This window comes from Flectobacillus rivi, assembly GCF_030056655.1.
Lineage (GTDB): Bacteria > Bacteroidota > Bacteroidia > Cytophagales > Spirosomataceae > Flectobacillus > Flectobacillus rivi.
The window spans coordinates 12,769-33,648 of sequence record NZ_JASHIE010000013.1 but is presented as its reverse complement, the minus strand read 5'-3'; the positions used below and the strand labels follow the sequence as shown (position 1 = coordinate 33,648).

The following is a 20,880-nucleotide window of genomic DNA, read 5'->3' as shown; positions in this document are numbered from 1 at the left end:
TTTGAGAGGTTAAGAAGCATATATCAGACCTATATCGAGTCAATAAAGTTCTACATTCTACTTTTTGGGGTTGGTCAAAACAACTTACTATTGAACGTGCGAACCTAACGGATATAACAATCGTGTTGCAAAAGACTTAAAATTAGATAATTCATCTACCATACGGTTAATCAAAAAATGTAGAAATTTAAGCAATTAACTATCATATTGAATATGTTTATGGGCTATTTTTACAGGATTCTTTTTATTATAGTTTTTTCAAACACCTTAATATTTATGTAAATCTTACACAATTCAATTATGAAACTACAGATTAAAATGAATTTAGATAACTGTCTCTCAAAAATTTAGGATAAATTCATAACTAAAGATTATATTATTACAATCAAATCGTTAATATAATTTTTACTTTAATTTTACAAAACATTAATTATGAATAATATTAAGATAAGTTCATTAGGACCAATTCAAGAAGCAAATATTAATTTTGGAGATTTAACTATACTTGTTGGCTCGCAGGCAAGTGGTAAAAGTATTTTACTCCAACTAATTAAACTTGTTGTAGATAAAAACCATATTAAAAAAACACTCGAACAGTATGGTTATATTTGGGGGAATGAAGCAGATTTAATTTTAGATAGGTTTCTAGGAGAAGGAATGTCATCTATTTGGAATAAACAAACAGACATTATTTTTGAAGGAAAACCATTTACAAAAGAAAGTCTGATTCCGCAAAGAGGAAGAAAAGAAAAAAATGAAAACAAAGAAGAACTAATTTTTTATATTCCAGCGCAAAGAGTCATTTGTCTCAATAATGGATGGCCTCGTTTTTTTACTGATTATGAAGATTCTGTTCCTTATGTTTTAAGATATTTTAGTGAAACATTACGTCAACTTTTAGAAAACGGAATACTTTCTACTAACACTAAAAATGATATAATCTTCCCACAAACACAGCGACTAAAGGAATCACTGCGAGATTCTTTTAACGAAAGTATTTTTCACGATAGTAAAATTGTACTTGATAAATCTGTCAAGAAGAGATTAAAACTTAGTATTGACAATCATGACGGACTCCCGCCCTCAAGTATTCCATTCATGGCGTGGAGTGCAGGGCAAAAGGAATTTATGCCCCTTTTGCTAAGTTTTTATTGGTTATGCCCTCCTTCAAAAGTCACTCGTAAAGATGCTATTAAGTGTGTAATTATAGAAGAACCAGAGATGGGTTTACATCCTCAAGCAATAGAATCTGTAATCTTGCAGGTACTAGATTTACTTGCTCGTGATTACAAGGTGATTATTTCTACACATTCTCCTGTACTATTAGAATTTACTTGGGCATTTAATTTACTAAAAGAAACTAAAGCAAGGGATGAAGTTTTCTTTGAATTATTTAAGGTAAAGAAAACACCAGCATTCAGTCGTTTATTCAAAGGTTTATTGAAAAATAAGCAGTTAAAAACTTATTATTTTGATAGAGTAGGAAATAAAACATCCGTAAAAGATATTTCATCTTTAGATGCTGGGGCAGAAGACATTGCTATTTCGGAATGGGGTGGGCTATCCTCTTTTGCATCAAAAGCTTCTAATATAGTTTCTAAATCTGTAGCAAATGAAACATTCTAAATCTAAAACTCATTCAGCAACATCTAACCCATTTAAAAATGCTGTTGAAAGTACTCCTGAAATCAACAAAGGATATCAAGTTGGACTAAAAGCGCTTGGCAATTATAGCAATAAAGTTCAATTAGGTGATACAAGTAAATGTAATGGAAGCGTGGATATAGATGCTTGCACGCAAGCTATCTATCCACAAGATAATCGTTGGGACTATGTTTTTGGTTACAATGATAAAGCGTATTTTGTAGAGGTACACGGTGCTTATACCGGAGAGGTAAGTGTAGTATTGAAAAAATTAGAATGGTTAAAAGATTGGCTTATTCATAAAGCTCCTGAATTGAATAAACTGAAAGCAAAGGAACAAGTATTTGTTTGGGTACAATCAAATGGAAATCATATTTTAAAAAACTCTCCACAAAATCGACGTTTAGCTCAAAATGGTTTAACACCTGTAGCAAGCTTAATCGTGAAATAAGAAATATATCATCGTGGCTTTATCCCTGATCTTACAAATACTCATATTTAAGCTGTTTAAACTTTTTCGCTACGGGTAAATAAATTTGTCCGTAGTGAAAATAAACTTAAACAGTTTCCTTATGAATTACAACCCCAATTTCGCCTTCAATTCAGCAATTTCGGCTTCTAAGTTTTTGATATGTTCATATTGTGGTTTCAAAACTTCCTCTATTTCTTCAACCGTAAATCGTGGGGTAATATGTTGTGGACAATTCCAATCAAAAGCCTCTATGTTAAACACCATCATTCGTTCTGGTTTGAATTTATATTCCTCCAAATCAAGCTTTTGTAATAGTTCCGGGTTATCATTGAGCTCAACAATTTCAGCTTTGGCATATAATTTCAAGCGTCTTTTATTGGGATAGTCAACCATAAATAACGACACCTTGTTGTTTGTCATCAGATTGCCGACAGAAATATATTGCATGTTACCTTTGAAATCTATAAATCCTAGTCGATTTTCATCGAGCACCTTCAAAAACCCCTTAGGTCCACCACGATGCTGAATATATGGAAATCCATTTTCTCCAGTGGTCGCCATATAGAAACTATCTCTTTGAGCAATAAAACTTTGCTCATATTTACCCAAGCCTGTGTAAGTAGTCTGCTTTTCCATTCTGGAGTATGTTGCTCGACTACCATGCTTCTCCTGTAGTTTTTTAGCCGCTGAGCTAAATCCTATTTCTGCAAAATTTTTCGCCATGATTTCAATGAGGTTATCACTTCATTCCAAAGATGATTTTCTTACTTTATTTTTTCTCAGTGTCTTCTGTTTCGTACTGCGCCAAAACCTTATCCCATTGTGTGTCTCCACATTCGTCAGGTATGACCACTTCTTGCTCATCATTGAGTTGCACTGGTTTGGGTTGTGTTGCCAATAAGGTTGCCAAATCCAATTTTGCGGGTACTGCTTTCTTCGTTTCCATGGTTGTATTTTCTGTTAAAGTTATATTTATGTACAGACAAGTCTGTTTTTAATAAATTATAATAAAAGAGATTTTGCACATCTCCTTTTACCTACAGAACAAAGGTAACATTAATTTTGAGAAAACATACAGACAAGTCTGTTTTTTTGAAAAAATATTTTTAGAAATAGACAATCATCAAATCGTCCGTTTTCGGGTACAGCATTTTCATAAAGATTTTGTGAGCATTCAAAAGAATTTTCTTGTACCAGTTTATTATATCTTTTTCAATATACCTTTTATTAAAATTTGATTTGTTTTAGGTACAAAATTGACTTAATCTATAGCATATAATTTTTTTTGGTTAAAATACTTCAGAAAAAAGCTCACACATTAATCTATAATATCTATGGATTATATATATATTTGTAAAAAATAATTTAAAATACTATGAAAGCACTCATTTTTTCATTGGCTCCTAGGTTTATTGGTTTACTCCCCCCATTGGTTATTGCTTTAGTGACTTTGGTTAGTAACCCTAATCTTCACAAGAAAAAACAGCAGAGTATCGCACGTAGTCATAAAGCATATTTCTCAAAAATTAAATAGAGTAGCCGTTCGCTACGAATTTATAGATTATGTCTAAAAACAATTTATATCAGGGTTTGCTCCTAACAGTACTTTTTAGTGTTTTGCAGTCGATGCACATTTTGGCACAAGATTTTGATTTTAATGCTAATCTTCAAAATGCCTATAACGAGGTTACCAAATTGCGATTGACTCATGCCAAGCAATTGACTAGCAAAGAGTCGCCAAATAATGCATACAAAGTTTGGGTTGACTGTCTGGCTGATGCCGTTAATGTATATGCTAGCGAGAATGAGGCTGAGTATGAAAAGTTGGTCGACAAAGTGGACGATGCACTCGATGTGATTGAAGACCTCGATACCAAGGCTCCTCAACAACGTCAACTACGAGCCGAAATCAAATTTTACTTGGCTTTGGTTCAAATGAAACTCGGACACGAGACCAAGGCGGGTATGACCGTCATGAGTGCTTATAAATTGTTGGAGGAAAATAAAAAGCTTTTCCCAAACTATAGCGCCAATAATAAGATACTTGGGGTCATTCATGTGCTCATTGGCTCGGTGCCAGAAAATTATCGCTGGATTACCAAAATGTTGGGCTTGAAAGGTAATATCGATCAGGGGATTCGTGAGTTAGAAGTAGCTTCAAATGATAAACTAACAGGTTTTGAGGCAAAATTTTTTAAACTATTTATCCAAAGCTATATTCTTCCCATCAACGATAGAGTACGCACAGAAGTCAATGATTTTGTGCAAAAAAACACGGATAGCGAACTAGCACTATTCCTTGGTATTGCTATTTCTGAAAAGGATAACAAAAGCGATCAAGCTTGGAAGATATTACAAAAAGTACCCAATGGTTCGGGGTATTTGCCTTTACCAATTTTCGATTTTTATACTGCCGATATTTATCTACAAAAAGGAAATTATGCCAAAGCTGAAAGCTATTATCAAGCCTATTTAAAGAAATTCAAAGGGCACAGTTTTATCAAAGATAGTTTTTATAAGTTATTCATTACCAATTTTTTAAATGGCGAAAATCAACAAGCCATGGCGTTTCTTCAAAACATCAATCAATACGGTAAAAGGCTGTCGGAGTCTGACAAAGCTGCTCAAAAGTTTTATGATAATTACAACAAAACCAAGCAATTACCGAATAAAGACCTACTTCAAGCTCGTTTGGCAATTGATGGAGGATACTATAAAGAAGCACTGGAAAATATCAAAGATATCAATGAAAATACCCTTAATAGCAGTTTAGACAAAGCTGAGTTCAACTTTCGAAAAGGGAGAATTTACCAAAATTTGGGTGATACTGACTTGGCTATTCAAGTATTTGAAAAAAGCATTACCCTTGCCCAAAACCTAGATACGCACTTTGGCGCAAGCTCTTCTTTGCAATTGGGATATATATATCAAAAGAAAAAGGATACTAAAAAAGCCCTCTCATGGTTCGAAAAAGCACTTTCTTATAAAAAACATGAATACAAAAACTCTGTGGACAATAAGGCTCAAGCCGCAATTACTGACATAAACAATTAGAAGAAACATAAATCAACAATACTTAAAACCTTAAAATAGATACACAACATGGAAATTTATTTTGATAACGCCGCCACTACTGCTCTAGACCCTGAAGTTCTAAACGCTATGATTCCCTATCTTACCAATCAGTATGGTAATCCTTCTTCCAGCCATGCTTTAGGGCAAAAAGCAAGGGAGGCTGTTGAGGAATCTCGTCATACAGTGGCGAGCTTACTAAATGCTTCGCCAAGTGATATTTTCTTTACTTCTGGAGCTACCGAAGCCAATAATATTGCCCTTTCAGGCGCAATTCGTACCTATGATATATCGCATGCTATTACCTCTCGGCTCGAACATAAGGCGGTTTTGCAAACACTTGGACAATATAGCCAAGAGGGTGAATTGGATGTAAGTTTTGTTAAAATCGATAGCAAAGGCAACATTGATTTTGAATACCTAGAAAACTTACTCAAGTTTAATGCACAGTCGATTGTCAGTTTGATGCATGTCAATAATGAGATTGGAAATTTGACAGACTTAAAAGCACTCAGTGCATTAGTAAAATATTATGACGGTATTTTCCATAGTGATACCACACAAAGTATCGGAAAGTATCGCATTGATTTACAAGAATTTGACATAGATTATTTGGTAGGTTCATCACACAAATTTCATGGTCCTAAAGGCGTAGGTTTTATTTATATCAACAAATATAAAAAGGTACGCCCCTTGATTTATGGTGGCGCACAAGAACGTGGTACTCGTGGGGGTACTGAAAATGTCGCTGGGATTGTAGGTTTGGCAAAGGCACTCGAAATTTCGTATCGTGATTTAGAGAAAAATCACAATCATATCTCCTATCTAAAATCTTTTTTCATTGAACTACTTACAAATGGTCCTATCAAAAATATTCGTTTTAATGGCGAAAGTTTCGCTGAGGACAAAAGTAGCTATTCGATTGTAAATGTGGCATTTCCGCATCTCAAACATGGTGGGTCGCTATTAGATAAACTAGCTCAACTCGAAATATATGTCTCTGGTGGAAGCGCTTGCTCAAATCTTACCCAATCGGGTTCGCACGTATTGAAAAATTTGAAAGTCCATCTGGATCGAGATAATGTAAGATTTTCATTTAGTAAACACAATACGCCACAAGATATCAGACATGTAGTAAAAGTTCTCAACCAGATTTACCAAGAAGATGAAGGGATCGCAAAATCTAAATTGTTGGAGGTAGCGTAAAAGGCACAAAGAGGAAATGGGACAGAGGCACAAAGTGGTATAATTTGAATGAGAGATGATAATTCATCGACATTTCACCTGTAGAGACGCAATGCTTGCGTCTAGAGATTTGACAACAGGATTTTATCAAAAAAGGCATTCGAATTTAGTTTTTCGAATGCCTTTTTAATCGTCTATTTTAGAATGACACCCTTTAGACGCAAGCATTGCGTCTCTACAAGTAAAACTCATACTAAAAATAATTCATTCAATCACCATTCACTCAATTCGGGAAGACTCACGTTTACATCACAAAGTAGCCCGTACATTTCGCTCAAAAATCACTTTGTGCCTTTGTGCCCGACTCCTTTGTGCCTCCCCAAAAATCAATGCTCCCCTACTCTCTTTTCACCAGCTAAAATAGCTACTTCTAATTTATTTTCTTTGGTAGGTAACGGGCAAGTGGCAAATGGCGTAAAGGCACATGGAGGGTTATAAGATTTATTAAAATCGATGTAGGTATATCCCTCAGCATCGGGTCCATCTACTTCCAAAAATCTTCCTGCACCATACGTTTCATGCTTATTACTCAAATCTCCAAATACCAAACTTAGGTGTTTGAGTGTTCCCGTTGGCTCAAGCGTATATTCTTTGTTGTTTACGGAAAAGATTAATTTCCCTGGCGAATCCTGTTCGTAGGTTCGTCCTGTAATATCAATAATTTTAAGTTTACGTCCTTCTGTAGGAACAAATTTGGCCTTTACACGCCATGCAGGATCAATAGGAAATGTGGGAATACCTGCAAAGCTTTTCAGAAAAGGACTTTCCAAATCTCTTAAGCGAATAGCATATTTATCTCCTCTTTGTATAATAAACCAACGAAGTGACTGATGCGCCAACACAATGGGTTTACCTTGATAGGGAAATACCTCTGCATTGTTTACCTCCTGATTATCAAGGGTAACCTTTGCTCCTTTGGCAGCCACAAAAGAAATTTTTCCTTCTTTCAAGATTACTTTTCCTACAAAATCTGCACTATGTTCTTTGGGGAAGTTAATAGCATTTTTATCACTTCCTCCGATGGTATTCTCCCCTTCTTTCAACCAAAAAAGACCAGCTAAATTTAGCCAGCCATCTTCTCTTTTCAGACCTTCAATACGCTTTTGTTGCCATTGTTTTACCTCGGCTTCATAATTATTGTCATTTGTTTCAACAAACGAACTAAAAAACCCTAAGCTCAATAGGGTACTTGCGGCTAAAAGTATTTTTTTCATAAATGGATTTTTTAATGGAGATAAAGTGGGCTGTGATTCTTGCCTATCAAGTTAGTCCTTTACAAATATTTTCTGGCTATTGAGGATTCCTGATTTATACTTTATTTCTGAAATCAGAAATCCCAAATCTGCAATAGCCATAAATCATTCATTCACAGCCCACTATATCTCACTATAAATTTATTGAAGTAATAATTTATTTGTGATAATTTCTACGTTTGGTAATGGAAAAATATAATTACTCTGAGAAGGTAGCACCTCAGGCGCCGTCAATACACTACTAGCTTTGGCTGGCAATGGTAGCAAATTACGAAGTATATCATTTGAACGGAATCCTTCTCCAATAAGCTCAATACGACGTTCTTTCAAAATTGTACTTAGCAAAGCCGTGCGACTTGATACGGCACTTTCGGCAAAAGCATAAGTAGCGTCTGAGCGATTGCGTACTGCTTTCAACAATTCGGTAGCTTTAGTAATGTCTCCTACACGAGCCTCAGCTTCGGCGTAGTTTAACAAGACTTCGGCATAACGAATAATAGGTAAGTAGTCCAGAAATGGAGAAGGTTTGCTGTACTTGGTAATAAAAGATAAACCAGAAGAAGTACGGGCAAATGTTCTACGCAAATCGCTTGAGCGCCAGTCGGTATTTCCCCAAATGCCGTTGGGATTTAAGTTGTACTCAGCGTTGGCATTAAACACATAAGGAAACGATGATTGACCAGTCACGTTGTCCAAATCTGTCATTGGTACCGACAGTATAGATTCAGTTGAAGTGTAATTCGTTGTGAAGATTTCGACAATGTTTTGCAATTTGTGCGCCACACCTGTAGTCGCTGCAAAAGGAGTTGAAGTAGAGACAATTTTCTTGGCTTCCTCAATCACCTTCGCGTAGTTGCCAGCGTTGAGATACACACGAGTTTTGAGCGCAATCGCTGTGTTGCGATGTGCACGTGTTGTATTCAACAAGCTAGTAGAATAGTTTAGAGGTAAATCTGCCTCAGCTTCATCTAAATCCTTGATAATCTGAGCATAGACTTCTGCTACAGAGCTACGTTTGAGGTCATTATTAGCCGTATTAGTTTCAGCCTTCAAACGCAAGGGCAAACCAGGCGAAGCACCTTGATTTTCGTTGTATGGGCGAGCATACAAAGTAACCAATGAATAATAACTCAAAGCTCTCAAGAACTTCGCCTCGGCAATATATTGTTTAGTTAAGGTAGAATTTACTACGTTTGGGTGATCTGCTAAACCTTGAATGACAATATTGGCATTATTGATAGCCGTATAACCTGCCGCCCAAAAACCCGCTACAAAGTTTGACCCTGCATTAAGTGTCTGATTCCAAGCTTCATAAGCGGTAAAGGTATTACTCGTACGATTGATAAATTCCTCGCCACGAGCTTCGGTATAGATATAGTAGTTTCCACCATAAAAGTTGACACTCTTAATCGCTTTATAAATACCATTTACAAGTCCTAGTACTCTATCGGGTGTATCAAAAGCATTTGCTCCACTGATAGCTGTTGCAGGCGTTGGGTTCAAATATTTTTGGTCGTCACAGGCGCTCGTGCTTACTAATAGGGTTCCTAAACCAAGGGCAAGTCCCCATTTTGATATATGATTATTTTTCAAAATTTTCATCTTTTCTCTATTTCTTAAAATCCAACATTGATACCGAATGTAAATGTACGTGCCTGACCTACAGAGTTTTTCTCTACGCCTGGCGTCGTATTTGAATTACCATTTACCGATGATTCTGGGTCTGTTCCTTTATAGCCTGTGATCAGGAAAAGGTTTGAGCCTTGTGCAAATAGTCGCACCGAAGCGATACCTGTTTTACCCAACCAAGCACTTGGTACACGATAACCCAATGAGAGGTTTTGTAGACGTAAAAAATCTGCTTTTTGAACATTTCCAGAAATTGGGAAAGAAGAACCGCTAGACGTTTGGTCATTGTACACCAATCGTGGTACATCGGTAATATCCCCAGGTTTTTGCCAGCGAGTCAAGATTTCTGTAGAGTTGTTGTAAGCACGTTGATCTAGCAAAGTGGCACGTGTACCATTTTGAATATAGTTACCTCCCGAAAACGAAAGGTTGAAGCCTAGGTCAAAGTTTCCATATTTGAAATTATTAGACCAGCCACCATACCATGTCGGCAATGTATTTCCTAGTAAATAATAGTCAGCACCTGTAATAGCTGGCGCTTTTTCACCATTCAAGTACGTCCATTGACTTTCACCTGAAGCAACGACCTGACTGTACTGAACTTGTTCTCCTTTAGCATTAATAAATATTCTTCGACCATTGGCTGGATTTACTCCTGCAGTTTTTGCACCATATAAACTACCTACCGAATAGCCAACTCTAGTTACGTTGGTAGTTTCGTAAGATACGTGAGTTGTTCCAACAATATCGGTATTACCTTCTGCCAAAGCCGTTACTTTGTTTTGGATAGTCGTCAAGTTTAAAGAAGTATTCCATGAGAAATTACCTTTTTGCAAAACGGTCGCATTGATACCCAATTCCACACCACGGTTATACATCGAACCAACGTTTCCTAAAATAGCATTACCCGGGATACCTTTTGAAACTGCTTGTGGAGCACTCAAAATCAAACCATTAACGTCATTATTGAAATACGTTAGCTCTACCTGAACACGGTTATTCCACAAACCGAAGTCTGCACCAATATTGGTTTGGTTACTGGTTTCCCAACCTAAATTCGGGTTACCTGCTTGCGAAAGTGACCAAGTTGGCACACTTCCATACAATGATCCACTGTATAATTCTAGTGAACTAAAAGCATCACTCAAGTTACCATTACCCACGCGTCCCCAGCTTGCACGAATTTTGATATTTGACAATACAGAAGCAAGACTTGTATTTTTGTAGAAATCTTCTTCAGATAAAGCCCAACCACCAGATACACCTCCAAAGTTTCCATATTTTTTACCTGCACCCAAGGCAGAGTTACCATCACGACGGAAATTGAAAGTTAGGAAATACTTTTTGTTATAATCATAACTCAAACGAGAGAAGAATGACAAGAATGTTTTTTCACTAATATCATTTCCTGTAGCCGAAATAGCACCCCAGTTTCCTTGGTAATTTTCAAAATAAGGATCTGCACTTTGCGTACGTGAAGCTCCCCAAGAATTATAGGTCAGTTTTTGAATATCGTAACCCGCCAAAGCCGACAAGCTATGTTTATCAAACAAAGTCGTTGAATAATTAAGGGTATTTGTCCAGTTCCAGTTATCTCGAACAGCCGTAACATTGGCAGCATTTCCTTTGCTCGAATAACCATTTCCTTGGATTGGGCTATCATAGCTATAAGTATCTGTACGTAAACGGTCTACTGCATACGTTGTTGTGAAATCTAAGTTCTTATACAACTTCGCCACTGCCGAAATATTAGCAATCACACGGTCATTGGTAGATGTATAATTATTCTCATTGAGCAAAGCCACTGGATTTCCCCAGTTACTTACCACTTGGTTGTTGCCCATTCCAATGGTATTTGGACTCGAAGGATTGATATTGTATGAGCCATCCGCATTAAACGCTGGAACGTTTGGAGGTAAAGCAACAGCCAAACGAGCAGCTCCTACCAAAAAGAAACTAGAGTTTGCCAACGATCCAGCATAGGGCGATTGGTTGAAACTTGTATTATAAGAAATACCACCCTTGAGCTTTAACCAAGAATTTACCTCTTGATCAATGTTAAAACGAAGCGCCTTACGCTTAAATTCGTTGGTTACCAAAAAGCCTTTTTGGTCTGTAAAATTGGCAGAGAAATAGTAAGTAGTACCATTATTTCCACCCGACACACTTAAGTTATGGCTTTGAGAAGTACCTCTTTGATAGATATAGTCATACCAACGTGTATCAATCGCACGATTGTTGGCATCATAATTTGGAAAGAATAAAGCCGATGCTACAGAACTATTATTCTGATTTCCTCCCAGTATTTTTGCATTTAATACTGCTTCATTTTTAATAGCGATATATTGTTCAGCATTCAATACTTCGGGTAAACGAACTACGTCAGAGAAGCCTGTCCATACTTCATAATTGATTTTGGCTTTGCCAGATTTTCCTCTTTTGGTAGTAATCAACAATACCCCTGCGGCAGCTCTAGAGCCATAAATAGAGGTAGATGCTGCATCTTTCAACACGTCAATCGACTCAATATCAGCAGGGTTAATGTCGCCAAGTGGGTTGTTTGGCACAGCTGTTGAAGTAGAGACATTACCCGTATTAATCGGTATTCCATCGACCACTACCAAGGGATACGAACTCAAAGAAATAGAGTTTACTCCACGGATACGAATAACTGGAGGGTTATTCAAAACGCCATTGGGTTGAGCAATATTTACCCCAGCAGCACGACCTTGCAAGGCCTGATCAAAGCTTTGAACGGGTTGTTCTTTAATGACTTCGCCACCGACACGTACAGCAGAACCCGTAAACTCCGCTTTGGTTTGTGTACCATAACCAATTACTCGTACTTCGGTAAGTTCTTTGTTTTCTTCTATTAATTCTACAGACAATATAGAGTTATTGGTTAATTTTTTTTCAATAACCCCAAATCCAATAAATGAGAAAACCAAAGTCTGGTCTTTTTTGGCATTAATTTTAAAACGCCCATTAGCATCTGTTACAGCACCTATGGTAGTGCCTTTGATACTTACCGAAACACCTGGCAAAGCCTGTCCAGTAGAGCGCTCTTTAACAACACCTGTGATGGGCTCAGTTTGTGCCCATACCTGCCAAGTGATACTAAAAAAGAGTAGTAATAGTAAAAATTTATTTCGCATAATGGTCTTTTGTTGATTTGTAAACAATGTAATTCAAAAAATTAGAGCATAGTTATCCTGTTTACAGACTTTGCGCAACAGCCTGTAAACCTATTTGTTTTATATAATTGATGGTTTTGTTCTTTGGAGAAATCAATTAATCTATAAAAACTATAGATTTTATATGCAAATATGTTGTATGAATTATTTACACCCAAATCTTTTCTTAAAAAAATTTAAGAATATCTACAAATTGAAGGTATTATTCAAAAATAAATTCAAATATTACAACTGGCATATTAATGAAGTATTGTGAGTGGAGAATTGTGAATGTGAGTTTCTTGTGAATTCTGATATCACCAGAGTTTTCTCCAACGAGTCTGGCGTGAGTAATTAGCCAAGTATTGAGAGCATAAGTTAGCAGGTTTGTGGCTGTCGTCAGTTTGGTGGAGATAACTCCACCAAAGGCTGAAAAATCTTTTTATATCTTATATTTCCAAATAATTATATCTTTTCTTAAACTATTCATAAAACTTTGATTTTCCTCAAAGTCCTTAAATTTCACATAAGTGCCATCACATTCCCTAACTTCACACAAAACACAATTGTCAGGAAAATTCTCTACAACGAGAATATCTCGTGATTTATATTTTTCCAAATACATCACACACCTACTACAATCTCCATAATCACCTTTTTGCATTTTCACAGTAAACTCCTTTAACCAAGGAAGGTTTGTTACAGGGTTTATAACCCCGCACACAGTATCGTTGACAATATCTTGCTTTGAACAAGCAAATGATATCAATATTAATAGAGTGAACACTAATAATCTTCTAATTTTCATAGCTATGTTTGGTTATGATTTAACAGGTGAACCTTCGAATTTCTGTCAATAATTATGCCGTACTCGTTGGAGTTTTTCCAACAAGTCTCGTATTAGCAACAAGCCAAGTAATGAGGGCATAAATTAGTTAGTTTGTGGCTGGCGCACAGTTGTTGGAGACAACTCCAACAAAGTCTGCAATACTCATATTTCAGACCGCTACAGATGCATATAATGGCATTTCGATAACCGATATATTCGACTTCTGCAGCAATTTTCTAGGGTCAAAACTATCTTTTACGGGTTTATACAAGCCTGTAGGTGGTAAACAAATACAATTAATCGTATATATTTCCAGAAAATTCTTCATGGCTTGCACGGTGTTTCCGTGAAATACTTCTACATGAATTTTAGCCAAGGTCTTCGTGTAAGTTTGACGAAGCTCAGAAATAGAAGCTTTGAAATCGGTCGTAAATACTTCGTCAAGGAAGGGCTTGGGTCTATACAAAATCATTTCCGTTATCGAATATTCCATTTCACGAGCCAATAATAAGACTATTTCTACAGGATTTTCATCAAAAACCGATAGCGCCCACTCAATGGTCTGAAGAGTAGCATTGGTAAAATCTACAGGAATAAGGAGTCTGATATGTTTTTGCATAAACTTCAAGATTGTTTATGCAAACTTCCTCAAAAGGTATTAGTGCTAGTTAAGAGTCGTATTAGAAAGGGATTAAAGAAACGTGGATGATTGTGGATTTCGGATGTTTGATTAGTAGGCATTCAGCGGTCAGCTTTGGGCGTTCGGCAAAAGACACATTTTTTTGCTGACCGCTGAATGCCCAGAGCTGAATGCTTACATAATCAAACACTTATCGTCTTTTTAGCTAAAATATGGGGAAAACGAATCGTAAACGTAGTCCCAACACCCACCTGAGAATCGACCTTTATTTGTCCATTATGCATTTTGATAACGTTTTTGGAGAGTGGTAAACCAATGCCATATCCTTCAAAAAGTTGGGTATTTGAAGCTCGGAAGAAAGGGTTAAAAATCTGAGAAATTTCTTCTTCAGGAATACCTATGCCTTGGTCTTTTATCACCATAATCACCTCCGAATCAGTGGCTTTGATAGAAATCGTTACGGGCTTGTAATGGGAATATTTGCAGGCGTTTCCAATAATGTTGGAAAATGCCACCAATAATAATTGCCTATTACCCATGATTTTCAGCCTTTTAGGGTCTTCAGGGACTTCGTTTAGGTCAACGATAATATGATTTTTGGGCGAAAGTTTATCAAATGTTTCTTTGACATCCCACAACAATTGATCGGTACGAACGATTTCACGAGTTGGTTTATCGCCCTGATAACCGCTTTGTGCCAAAAACAATAACGATTTGGTGATATGGTCTAAACGCTCGGCTTGCGCTAAAATATTTTGTATTGCTTCTTGATAAACTTCAGATGAACGCTCCTTTCTTAAAGCTAAATCAGCCTCGCCAATAATAACTGTTAGGGGCGTTCCTAACTCATGTGAAGCATTACTGATAAAGTTTTTTTGGATTTCAAAAGCTGTTTCCAATCTATCGAGTAACTGGTTAAAAGTACTAGCCAACTCCCCAATTTCATGGTTATTGGTAGGTTCTTCGAGTCGCAAATGAATATTATCGGTACTTATTTGGCGAACTTTGTCAGTGATTTTTTTTACTGGGTCAAAAATGTGTGTTGAAAAATAAATGGACACATAGAGTGTCAGCAACGTACCTAATCCGATGGCTATCAACAATACATTTCGTAAATATGCCAAATGGTGTGCAGTAAAATAATTTTCGGCAGAAACTACAACGATAGAAGTTTTATCACCTTGGCTATATTTTAGACCAGAGTACACCACATCGCCGTCCCTTAACGTAGCTTTTCCTTTTACATTTATCTGAATTAATAGCTCTTCAGGCAAATGGTATTTTGAAGCATAAAAGTCAAAACTTTTATTGGACTCTAGCTGCATTACCATTTCCTTTTCTTTGTGCAGTTTTTCAAAAAACTGCTCTCGAATCATTTTATAAGCCTCCGACTTGTTGGTATCCTTTTCTAAATAATATTTACTGGCAATAATCGCACGGGTTTGTACACGTTTATCAAAATCAACATGGGAATATTTGTCAAAAGAATAGTACACCGCAGTCCCCAACAATAAGATGATAAGCAAGCAACTTGTAAAGAAGATGCTCGCCATTTTGGTACGTGTTTTCATGACTTGATTTTTAGAACATATCCCATTCCTACAACAGTATGAATAAGCTTATTTGGTGACTGAGCATCAATCTTTTTCCTTAAATAATTGATATAGACATCCACCAGATTTGTCCCCAAATCGAAGTTTATGTCCCATGCACTTTCCAATAAATCTAAGCGAGATAGCACTTTTCCTCGGTTACGTATTAGCGCCAATAACAATCGATACTCAGTAGCGGTGAGCGTAATATTTTCGTTATTTCGAGTCACCACTTTCGAGTCATCATTAATTACCAAATCGTCGATTTGATAGATATGTTGAGGCGCTTGCGAATCATCAGAGCCACTTTGTTCGTTGCGACGAATCAGGGCATTGATACGCGCGTGAAGTTCTATAAACTTAAAAGGTTTTACCAAATAATCATCTGCTCCTGCATTGAGCCCAATAACAACATTCTCGGTTGTTCCTAGCGCAGTCAGAAAAAGTATAGGCGTTTTTACATTATTTTGACGAATGGATTTACATACTTCCAAGCCATTTTTGTCAGGCAACATAATGTCAAGAATAATCAAATCGTACTGAAACGATGATGCCATCTGAAATCCTACTTCGCCAGTGAGCGAAACCGAAACTTCATATCCTTCTTCTGTAAGCCCTTTTTTAATAAATGTAACAACGCTGATTTCGTCTTCAATCAGCAAAATACGTTTCATAATTTTTGTTTTTGTATGTGGTGTTTGGCACTAAATGTTCGTAGCTATTAGTTCTCCGTTTTTCTAGCTAAAACCCTAAATATACCAAAGCACAAAGATAAGTTTATGCAAACGCAAAGCAAATAGTCTTCAATTATGCTTGCTGGAGATGCGCTACATCATCAGTTTATCAGCTGTTTTAAACAGCTAGATCTGGAACTAAGTCTTGAACCAATAATTTTTTCAAAAAAACTTACACTATCACCCAACCATTTTATTCGCTATTCCATCTAGGTATAAAGTATTGGTTTGTGACTTGTGATAACGATGGCTCATTCGCAAATTGGTTGTATAGAAAGAAATTAGAATTCATCAGAATTTGTAGATAAAATCAAAGACGCTAAGTACATTTACAAAATAATTATGATAAAAAAGCTGTCAAGATTTTAGCACATCCTAACTACAATGAACATTATTAGAAATATTTTTAACACACTTACTTCTACTAGAGCTGCTGGTGCATATCTATTACTTTTTGCGATTGCCATTGGTGTGGGTACTTTTATAGAAAATGATTTTGGAACAAGTTCTGCTCAAGCACTTATTTACAGAAGTCTTTGGTTTGAAATTTTGTTATTCTTGTTCAGTGCTTCTATTCTTGCCAACATTCAGCGCTACAGGCTGATACAGCTCAAAAAATGGGGCTCGCTTACTTTTCACTTGGCCATTATTGTGATTTTGATTGGGGCTGGTATTACTCGTTATTTTGGTACGGAGGGCATGATGCATATTCGTGAAGGACAAACTTCGAATACCTATTTGTCTGCCGAAACGTTCTTGATTTTTAAAGTTCAACAAAATGACAAACCATATTCTTTTGACGAGCCTGTCTTTTTCTCTTCTTTAGGAAATAATTCTTTTAGTAGTTCTTATCAAATTGGAAGTAATTTGGTAGAAGTTAATCTTGATAAATTTATTCCAAATCCTGTTCAAAAAGCTATAGATAGTCCCAACGGTAAAGCCATGATAAAAGTAGTGGTAGCTGGTGCAGGCGGTCGTGAGGAATATTTTGTAAAACAAGGTGAGCAAATGCAAATCAATGGCGTTGATTTCAATTTCACCAATCAGGTTTTACCAAATGCCTTTAATGTTTTCTTAGAAGCAGATACATTATCTTTTTCTGTTAATCAAACAGTAAGTCAAACTGTTATGGCAACCCAAAAGCAAGATACCCTACAAGCTGGCGGGAAATATCCTTTACGTTTGCGCTCCTTGTATAGTGTGGGCCGAAGCAATTTTGTGATTGGAGATTTTGTCTCAAAAGGTATCGTTTCTATTGAATCTTCTTCGAAAAAAATCAAAAACGAAAGCATGGTTGGGCTAAATATGACCGTCAAAGTCAACGGACAAGCTCAAAGAGTAATGGTAACTGGTCGTAAGGGTGAAAACGGTGAACCACAGGTTTTGACATTTGGAAACACCAATGTATCAATTAGTTACGGCTCAAAACAGGAAGTACTTCCCTTTTCGTTATTGTGTAAAGATTTTGAGCTAGAAAAATACCCAGGCACCGAAAACCCTTCTTCGTATGCTAGTGAAGTAAAGCTTATCGACCAAGCTAACAATGTGAATCAAGACACCAGAATTTACATGAATCATATTTTGGATTATGACGGCTATCGTTTTTTCCAATCTTCGTATGATAATGACGAGTTAGGAACTTATCTAAGCGTAAACCACGATTATTGGGGCACGCTATTCTCTTACTTGGGTTATTTCTTGCTAACAATTGGAATGGTGATGACCTTCTTTGTGAAGAATAGCCGTTTTACGCAATTGATTAAAAAGCTTCAAGAATACCAAAAATCTATCATCATATTCTGCTTGCTTTCGCTGAGTTCAATTGGAGCAGTTTATGCCGATGCTACTTCGCCAATTCCCGCCGATCATGCCGCAGAATTTGGAAAATTATTTGTCCAAGATTTCAATGGTCGTATCAAACCGATGAATACGCACAGTGGAGAGATTTTAAGAAAAGTTGCTAAAAAATCCACGATTGGCGATTTGAGTTCTGACCAAGTACTTTTGTCGATGCTTCTTTTCCCTGCACAATGGGAAAAAGAAGCACTCATTCAAGTACCAGACCATCCAGAAATCAAGAAAATTTTGAAAACAGACGCTAGCACCATAAGTTATGTATCATGCTTTTCGAGTGATGGAAAATACCTTTTGGAAGATGCCGTGCGTAGCGCACAAGCGATGATGCCAAAAGATCAAGGTACTTTTGAAAAAGGAATCATCAAACTTGATGAGCGAGTGAATATCATGAATATGATTTTTTCTGGCACATTGATTCGTATTTTTCCTCAAAAACAAGATAGCACCAATACTTGGTTATCGCTGCCCGATGTTATGCACAATCACCAAGTAGCCAATACTAGCAATTCGGATGCTCAGCAGTTGTTGACAGCGTATTTTCAAGCATTAAATGAAGGCGTAAATCACCAAGATTTTAGTCAAGCAACGGGAGTTCTAGCAAAAATAAGAGCATACCAAACCATCAATGGTGGCGACTTGGTTCCTTCTGAAACCAAGCTCGAATCCGAATTATTTCTGAATAAACTAGATGTTTTTAACCGACTTCGAAATTTCTACGGAATTCTAAGTTTGGTTCTAACCTTTACCTTTTTATTTGTAACCGTAAAAAAAGTTAAAATTCAAGCCAAAATCACTTCTGTTTCTTTTTGGATTGTATTTGTTGGGTTATTTTTTCATACTTTAGGACTTGGTTTACGCTGGTATATCTCTGGACGAGCGCCTTGGAGTAATGGGTACGAATCTATGATTTATATTGGTTGGACTACGACTTTGGCAGGTATTTTATTTTCCAGAAAATCATTGGGAGGATTGGCCGCCACAACCACTTTGGCTGCAACTATCTTGTTGGTAGCAAGCATGAGCTGGCTCGACCCTGAAATTACACCATTGGTACCTGTTCTTAAATCCTATTGGTTGACCATCCACGTATCACTCGAAGCAGGAAGCTATGGATTCTTGTTATTGGGTGCTGTAGTAGGAATGCTCAATTTGTTATTAATGATTTTTGCCAACTCAAATAATAAAGAAAATATCCTCAAAACCATCAAAGAATTAACCGTTATCAGCGAAATTATTTTGCTGAGTGGATTAGCCATGATTAGCATAGGAACTTATTTGGGAGGTGTATGGGCCAACGAATCGTGGGGACGCTATTGGGGCTGGGATGCTAAAGAAACTTGGGCACTCGTTACCATTTTGGTGTACTCATTCATCTTGCACATGCGCTTTATTCCAAAATTACAGAGTTTATATGCCTTTAATTTTGCGGCTTTGTTTGGTTTTGGCACGGTAATTATGACGTATTTGGGTGTTAACTACTATTTGTCTGGCCTTCATTCCTATGCGGCAGGTGACCCTGTCCCTATCCCTCCTTCAGTCTATTACACAGTGATAGTACTGACCCTTTTAAGCATATTTTCATTTATCAAGTACAAAAAATTATTTAGTAAATAAATGTTAAAATCATATCTCGCCATGATGTGATTGAACAAATAAGAATACATTACTTAAGAATGAATGGCAAAATAAAATTGCATTCATTCGCTTTAGGCAAAAGCTTATATTATTTCATGAACAATACTTTTGACTATTAGCCTAATGCCTATAGCCAAAAGCTCAATGCCATTATTTAAGTACCTGATTTCAAGCAGTGTAGTCCGTTTAAAAATTTATACATAAAACCCTTGAGTCATTGTACTTAATAGACTTTTCGTACCTAACTAAATTAGAAAATGTCTAGAACAGCACACAGAATTTATATTGGGACAATGGTTTTCATTGTCCTCCTAACAACTATTTATTTGAGTTTGGTAGGAAAATCCTATTATCAAACTTCCTTAGAAGAACGATTTTATCACCCTGATCACAAGGCATTTAAGCCCAGTGGCATCATGGGACATACACTCGGAATTGTAGGAACGCTTCTGATTTTAATAGGTGTTTTTGGCTACCAAGCACGCAAATACATGAAAGTACTTTCCAAGGTTTGGGTGCTCAAACATTGGCTAGAATTTCATATCTTCTTATGTACCCTCGGGCCTGTTATGATTTTGTTTCATACTTCATTCAAATTTGGCGGCATTGTGTCTGTTAGTTTTTGGAGTATGGTAGCAGTGGTGGCTAGTGGTGTAGCAGGACGATTCATTTACCTGCAAATACCCCGCACTATTCAAGGACGAGAACTGTCTCTTCACGAAATCAAAGCTTTACAAAACGAAACCATTGAACAATTAAAAGAAGGAGTAAAAGGAGTTGATTTGAATGAAATTTTGGGAGTATCTTCTGAGCGAAAATCCAATTTATTTCTTCAATATTTTACCGATTTAATCTATCTAAGCCAATTAAAAAATCAGCTAAAAGTCAATGGTTTAAACAAAAATCAGATTACGAAAATAGCTCAATTAGTCCAGTTTGAATTAGGGATGAGCCGCAAAATTGAGAGATTAGCACTCATGCAAAAACTCTTTCATTACTGGCATATCATACACTTGCCTTTTGCGATTATCATGCTTGTAATCATGGTGATACACGTTGGAGTAACGATTATGTTTGGCTATAAATGGATTTTTTAGGCTATGAA

16 protein-coding genes are annotated in these 20,880 nt (G+C 36.6%); 7 read left to right on the top strand and 9 right to left on the bottom strand.

From position 1 onward, the window contains the following. The first annotated feature begins 432 nt into the window (after window positions 1-432). Together QM481_RS17970 and QM481_RS17965 are read left to right on the top strand one after the other, a co-directional pair. On the top strand, window positions 433-1,626 hold the full coding sequence (locus QM481_RS17970) for an AAA family ATPase (protein WP_283382742.1): 1,194 nt from the start codon (window positions 433-435) through the stop codon (window positions 1,624-1,626). Continuing rightward, complete coding sequence (locus QM481_RS17965) at window positions 1,613-2,095, top strand: hypothetical protein (RefSeq protein ID WP_283382741.1); 483 nt, start codon at window positions 1,613-1,615, stop codon at window positions 2,093-2,095. Before QM481_RS17970 ends, QM481_RS17965 begins: the two co-directional genes overlap by 14 nt. Window positions 2,096-2,221: 126 nt before the next feature. Here the strand turns inward: QM481_RS17965 and QM481_RS17960 are convergent, their stop codons facing one another. Further along, window positions 2,222-2,839, bottom strand: coding sequence for a pyridoxamine 5'-phosphate oxidase family protein (locus QM481_RS17960; RefSeq protein WP_283382740.1), 618 nt, complete (start codon window positions 2,837-2,839; stop codon window positions 2,222-2,224). 46 nt (window positions 2,840-2,885) lie between these two features. Beyond that, window positions 2,886-3,062, bottom strand: coding sequence for a hypothetical protein (locus tag QM481_RS17955; RefSeq protein ID WP_283382739.1), 177 nt, complete (start codon window positions 3,060-3,062; stop codon window positions 2,886-2,888). Between the two features lie 429 nt (window positions 3,063-3,491). Here QM481_RS17955 and QM481_RS17950 point away from each other — a divergent pair, with 429 nt between their 5' ends. From QM481_RS17950 to QM481_RS17940, 3 genes are read left to right on the top strand one after another with little or no spacing between them, the layout of a single operon-like run. Next, on the top strand, window positions 3,492-3,650 hold the full coding sequence (locus QM481_RS17950) for a hypothetical protein (protein ID WP_166550839.1): 159 nt from the start codon (window positions 3,492-3,494) through the stop codon (window positions 3,648-3,650). A 29-nt stretch (window positions 3,651-3,679) separates the two neighbouring features. Continuing rightward, complete coding sequence (locus QM481_RS17945) at window positions 3,680-5,170, top strand: tetratricopeptide repeat protein (protein WP_283382738.1); 1,491 nt, start codon at window positions 3,680-3,682, stop codon at window positions 5,168-5,170. 48 nt (window positions 5,171-5,218) lie between these two features. Next, window positions 5,219-6,394: a cysteine desulfurase family protein gene (locus QM481_RS17940; RefSeq protein WP_166550841.1), complete on the top strand. Its 1,176-nt coding sequence runs from the start codon at window positions 5,219-5,221 to the stop codon at window positions 6,392-6,394. 365 nt (window positions 6,395-6,759) lie between these two features. On the opposite strand, the gene QM481_RS17935 is transcribed toward QM481_RS17940, so the two are convergent. The 7 genes from QM481_RS17935 to QM481_RS17905 all read right to left on the bottom strand — a co-directional run bounded on the left by QM481_RS17935 (window position 6,760) and on the right by QM481_RS17905 (window position 16,223). Next, window positions 6,760-7,647: a DUF1684 domain-containing protein gene (locus tag QM481_RS17935; protein WP_283382737.1), complete on the bottom strand. Its 888-nt coding sequence runs from the start codon at window positions 7,645-7,647 to the stop codon at window positions 6,760-6,762. 180 nt (window positions 7,648-7,827) lie between these two features. Then, complete coding sequence (locus QM481_RS17930) at window positions 7,828-9,288, bottom strand: RagB/SusD family nutrient uptake outer membrane protein (protein ID WP_283382736.1); 1,461 nt, start codon at window positions 9,286-9,288, stop codon at window positions 7,828-7,830. Between the two features lie 14 nt (window positions 9,289-9,302). Continuing rightward, the gene (locus QM481_RS17925; RefSeq protein ID WP_283382735.1) at window positions 9,303-12,470 is read right to left on the bottom strand and encodes a SusC/RagA family TonB-linked outer membrane protein; all 3,168 of its coding nucleotides are present in this window, start codon (window positions 12,468-12,470) and stop codon (window positions 9,303-9,305) included. A gap of 460 nt (window positions 12,471-12,930) precedes the next feature. Then, a complete protein-coding gene (locus QM481_RS17920) occupies window positions 12,931-13,296 on the bottom strand; it encodes a hypothetical protein (protein WP_283382734.1) in 366 nt (121 codons plus the stop codon). A gap of 190 nt (window positions 13,297-13,486) precedes the next feature. Further along, window positions 13,487-13,936: a putative universal stress family protein gene (locus QM481_RS17915; RefSeq protein WP_283382733.1), complete on the bottom strand. Its 450-nt coding sequence runs from the start codon at window positions 13,934-13,936 to the stop codon at window positions 13,487-13,489. A 203-nt stretch (window positions 13,937-14,139) separates the two neighbouring features. Further along, on the bottom strand, window positions 14,140-15,528 hold the full coding sequence (locus QM481_RS17910) for a HAMP domain-containing sensor histidine kinase (RefSeq protein WP_283382732.1): 1,389 nt from the start codon (window positions 15,526-15,528) through the stop codon (window positions 14,140-14,142). Then, entirely contained in the window at window positions 15,525-16,223 is a 699-nt protein-coding gene (locus tag QM481_RS17905; protein WP_283382731.1) for a response regulator transcription factor, read from the bottom strand. Before QM481_RS17905 ends, QM481_RS17910 begins: the two co-directional genes overlap by 4 nt. Window positions 16,224-16,667: 444 nt before the next feature. On the opposite strand from QM481_RS17905, the gene QM481_RS17900 reads away from it, so the two are divergent. Together QM481_RS17900 and QM481_RS17895 are read left to right on the top strand one after the other, a co-directional pair. Beyond that, complete coding sequence (locus QM481_RS17900; RefSeq protein ID WP_283382730.1) at window positions 16,668-19,754, top strand: cytochrome c biogenesis protein CcsA; 3,087 nt, start codon at window positions 16,668-16,670, stop codon at window positions 19,752-19,754. Between the two features lie 278 nt (window positions 19,755-20,032). Beyond that, window positions 20,033-20,872, top strand: coding sequence for a hypothetical protein (locus QM481_RS17895; protein ID WP_283382729.1), 840 nt, complete (start codon window positions 20,033-20,035; stop codon window positions 20,870-20,872). Window positions 20,873-20,880: the final 8 nt, after the last annotated feature.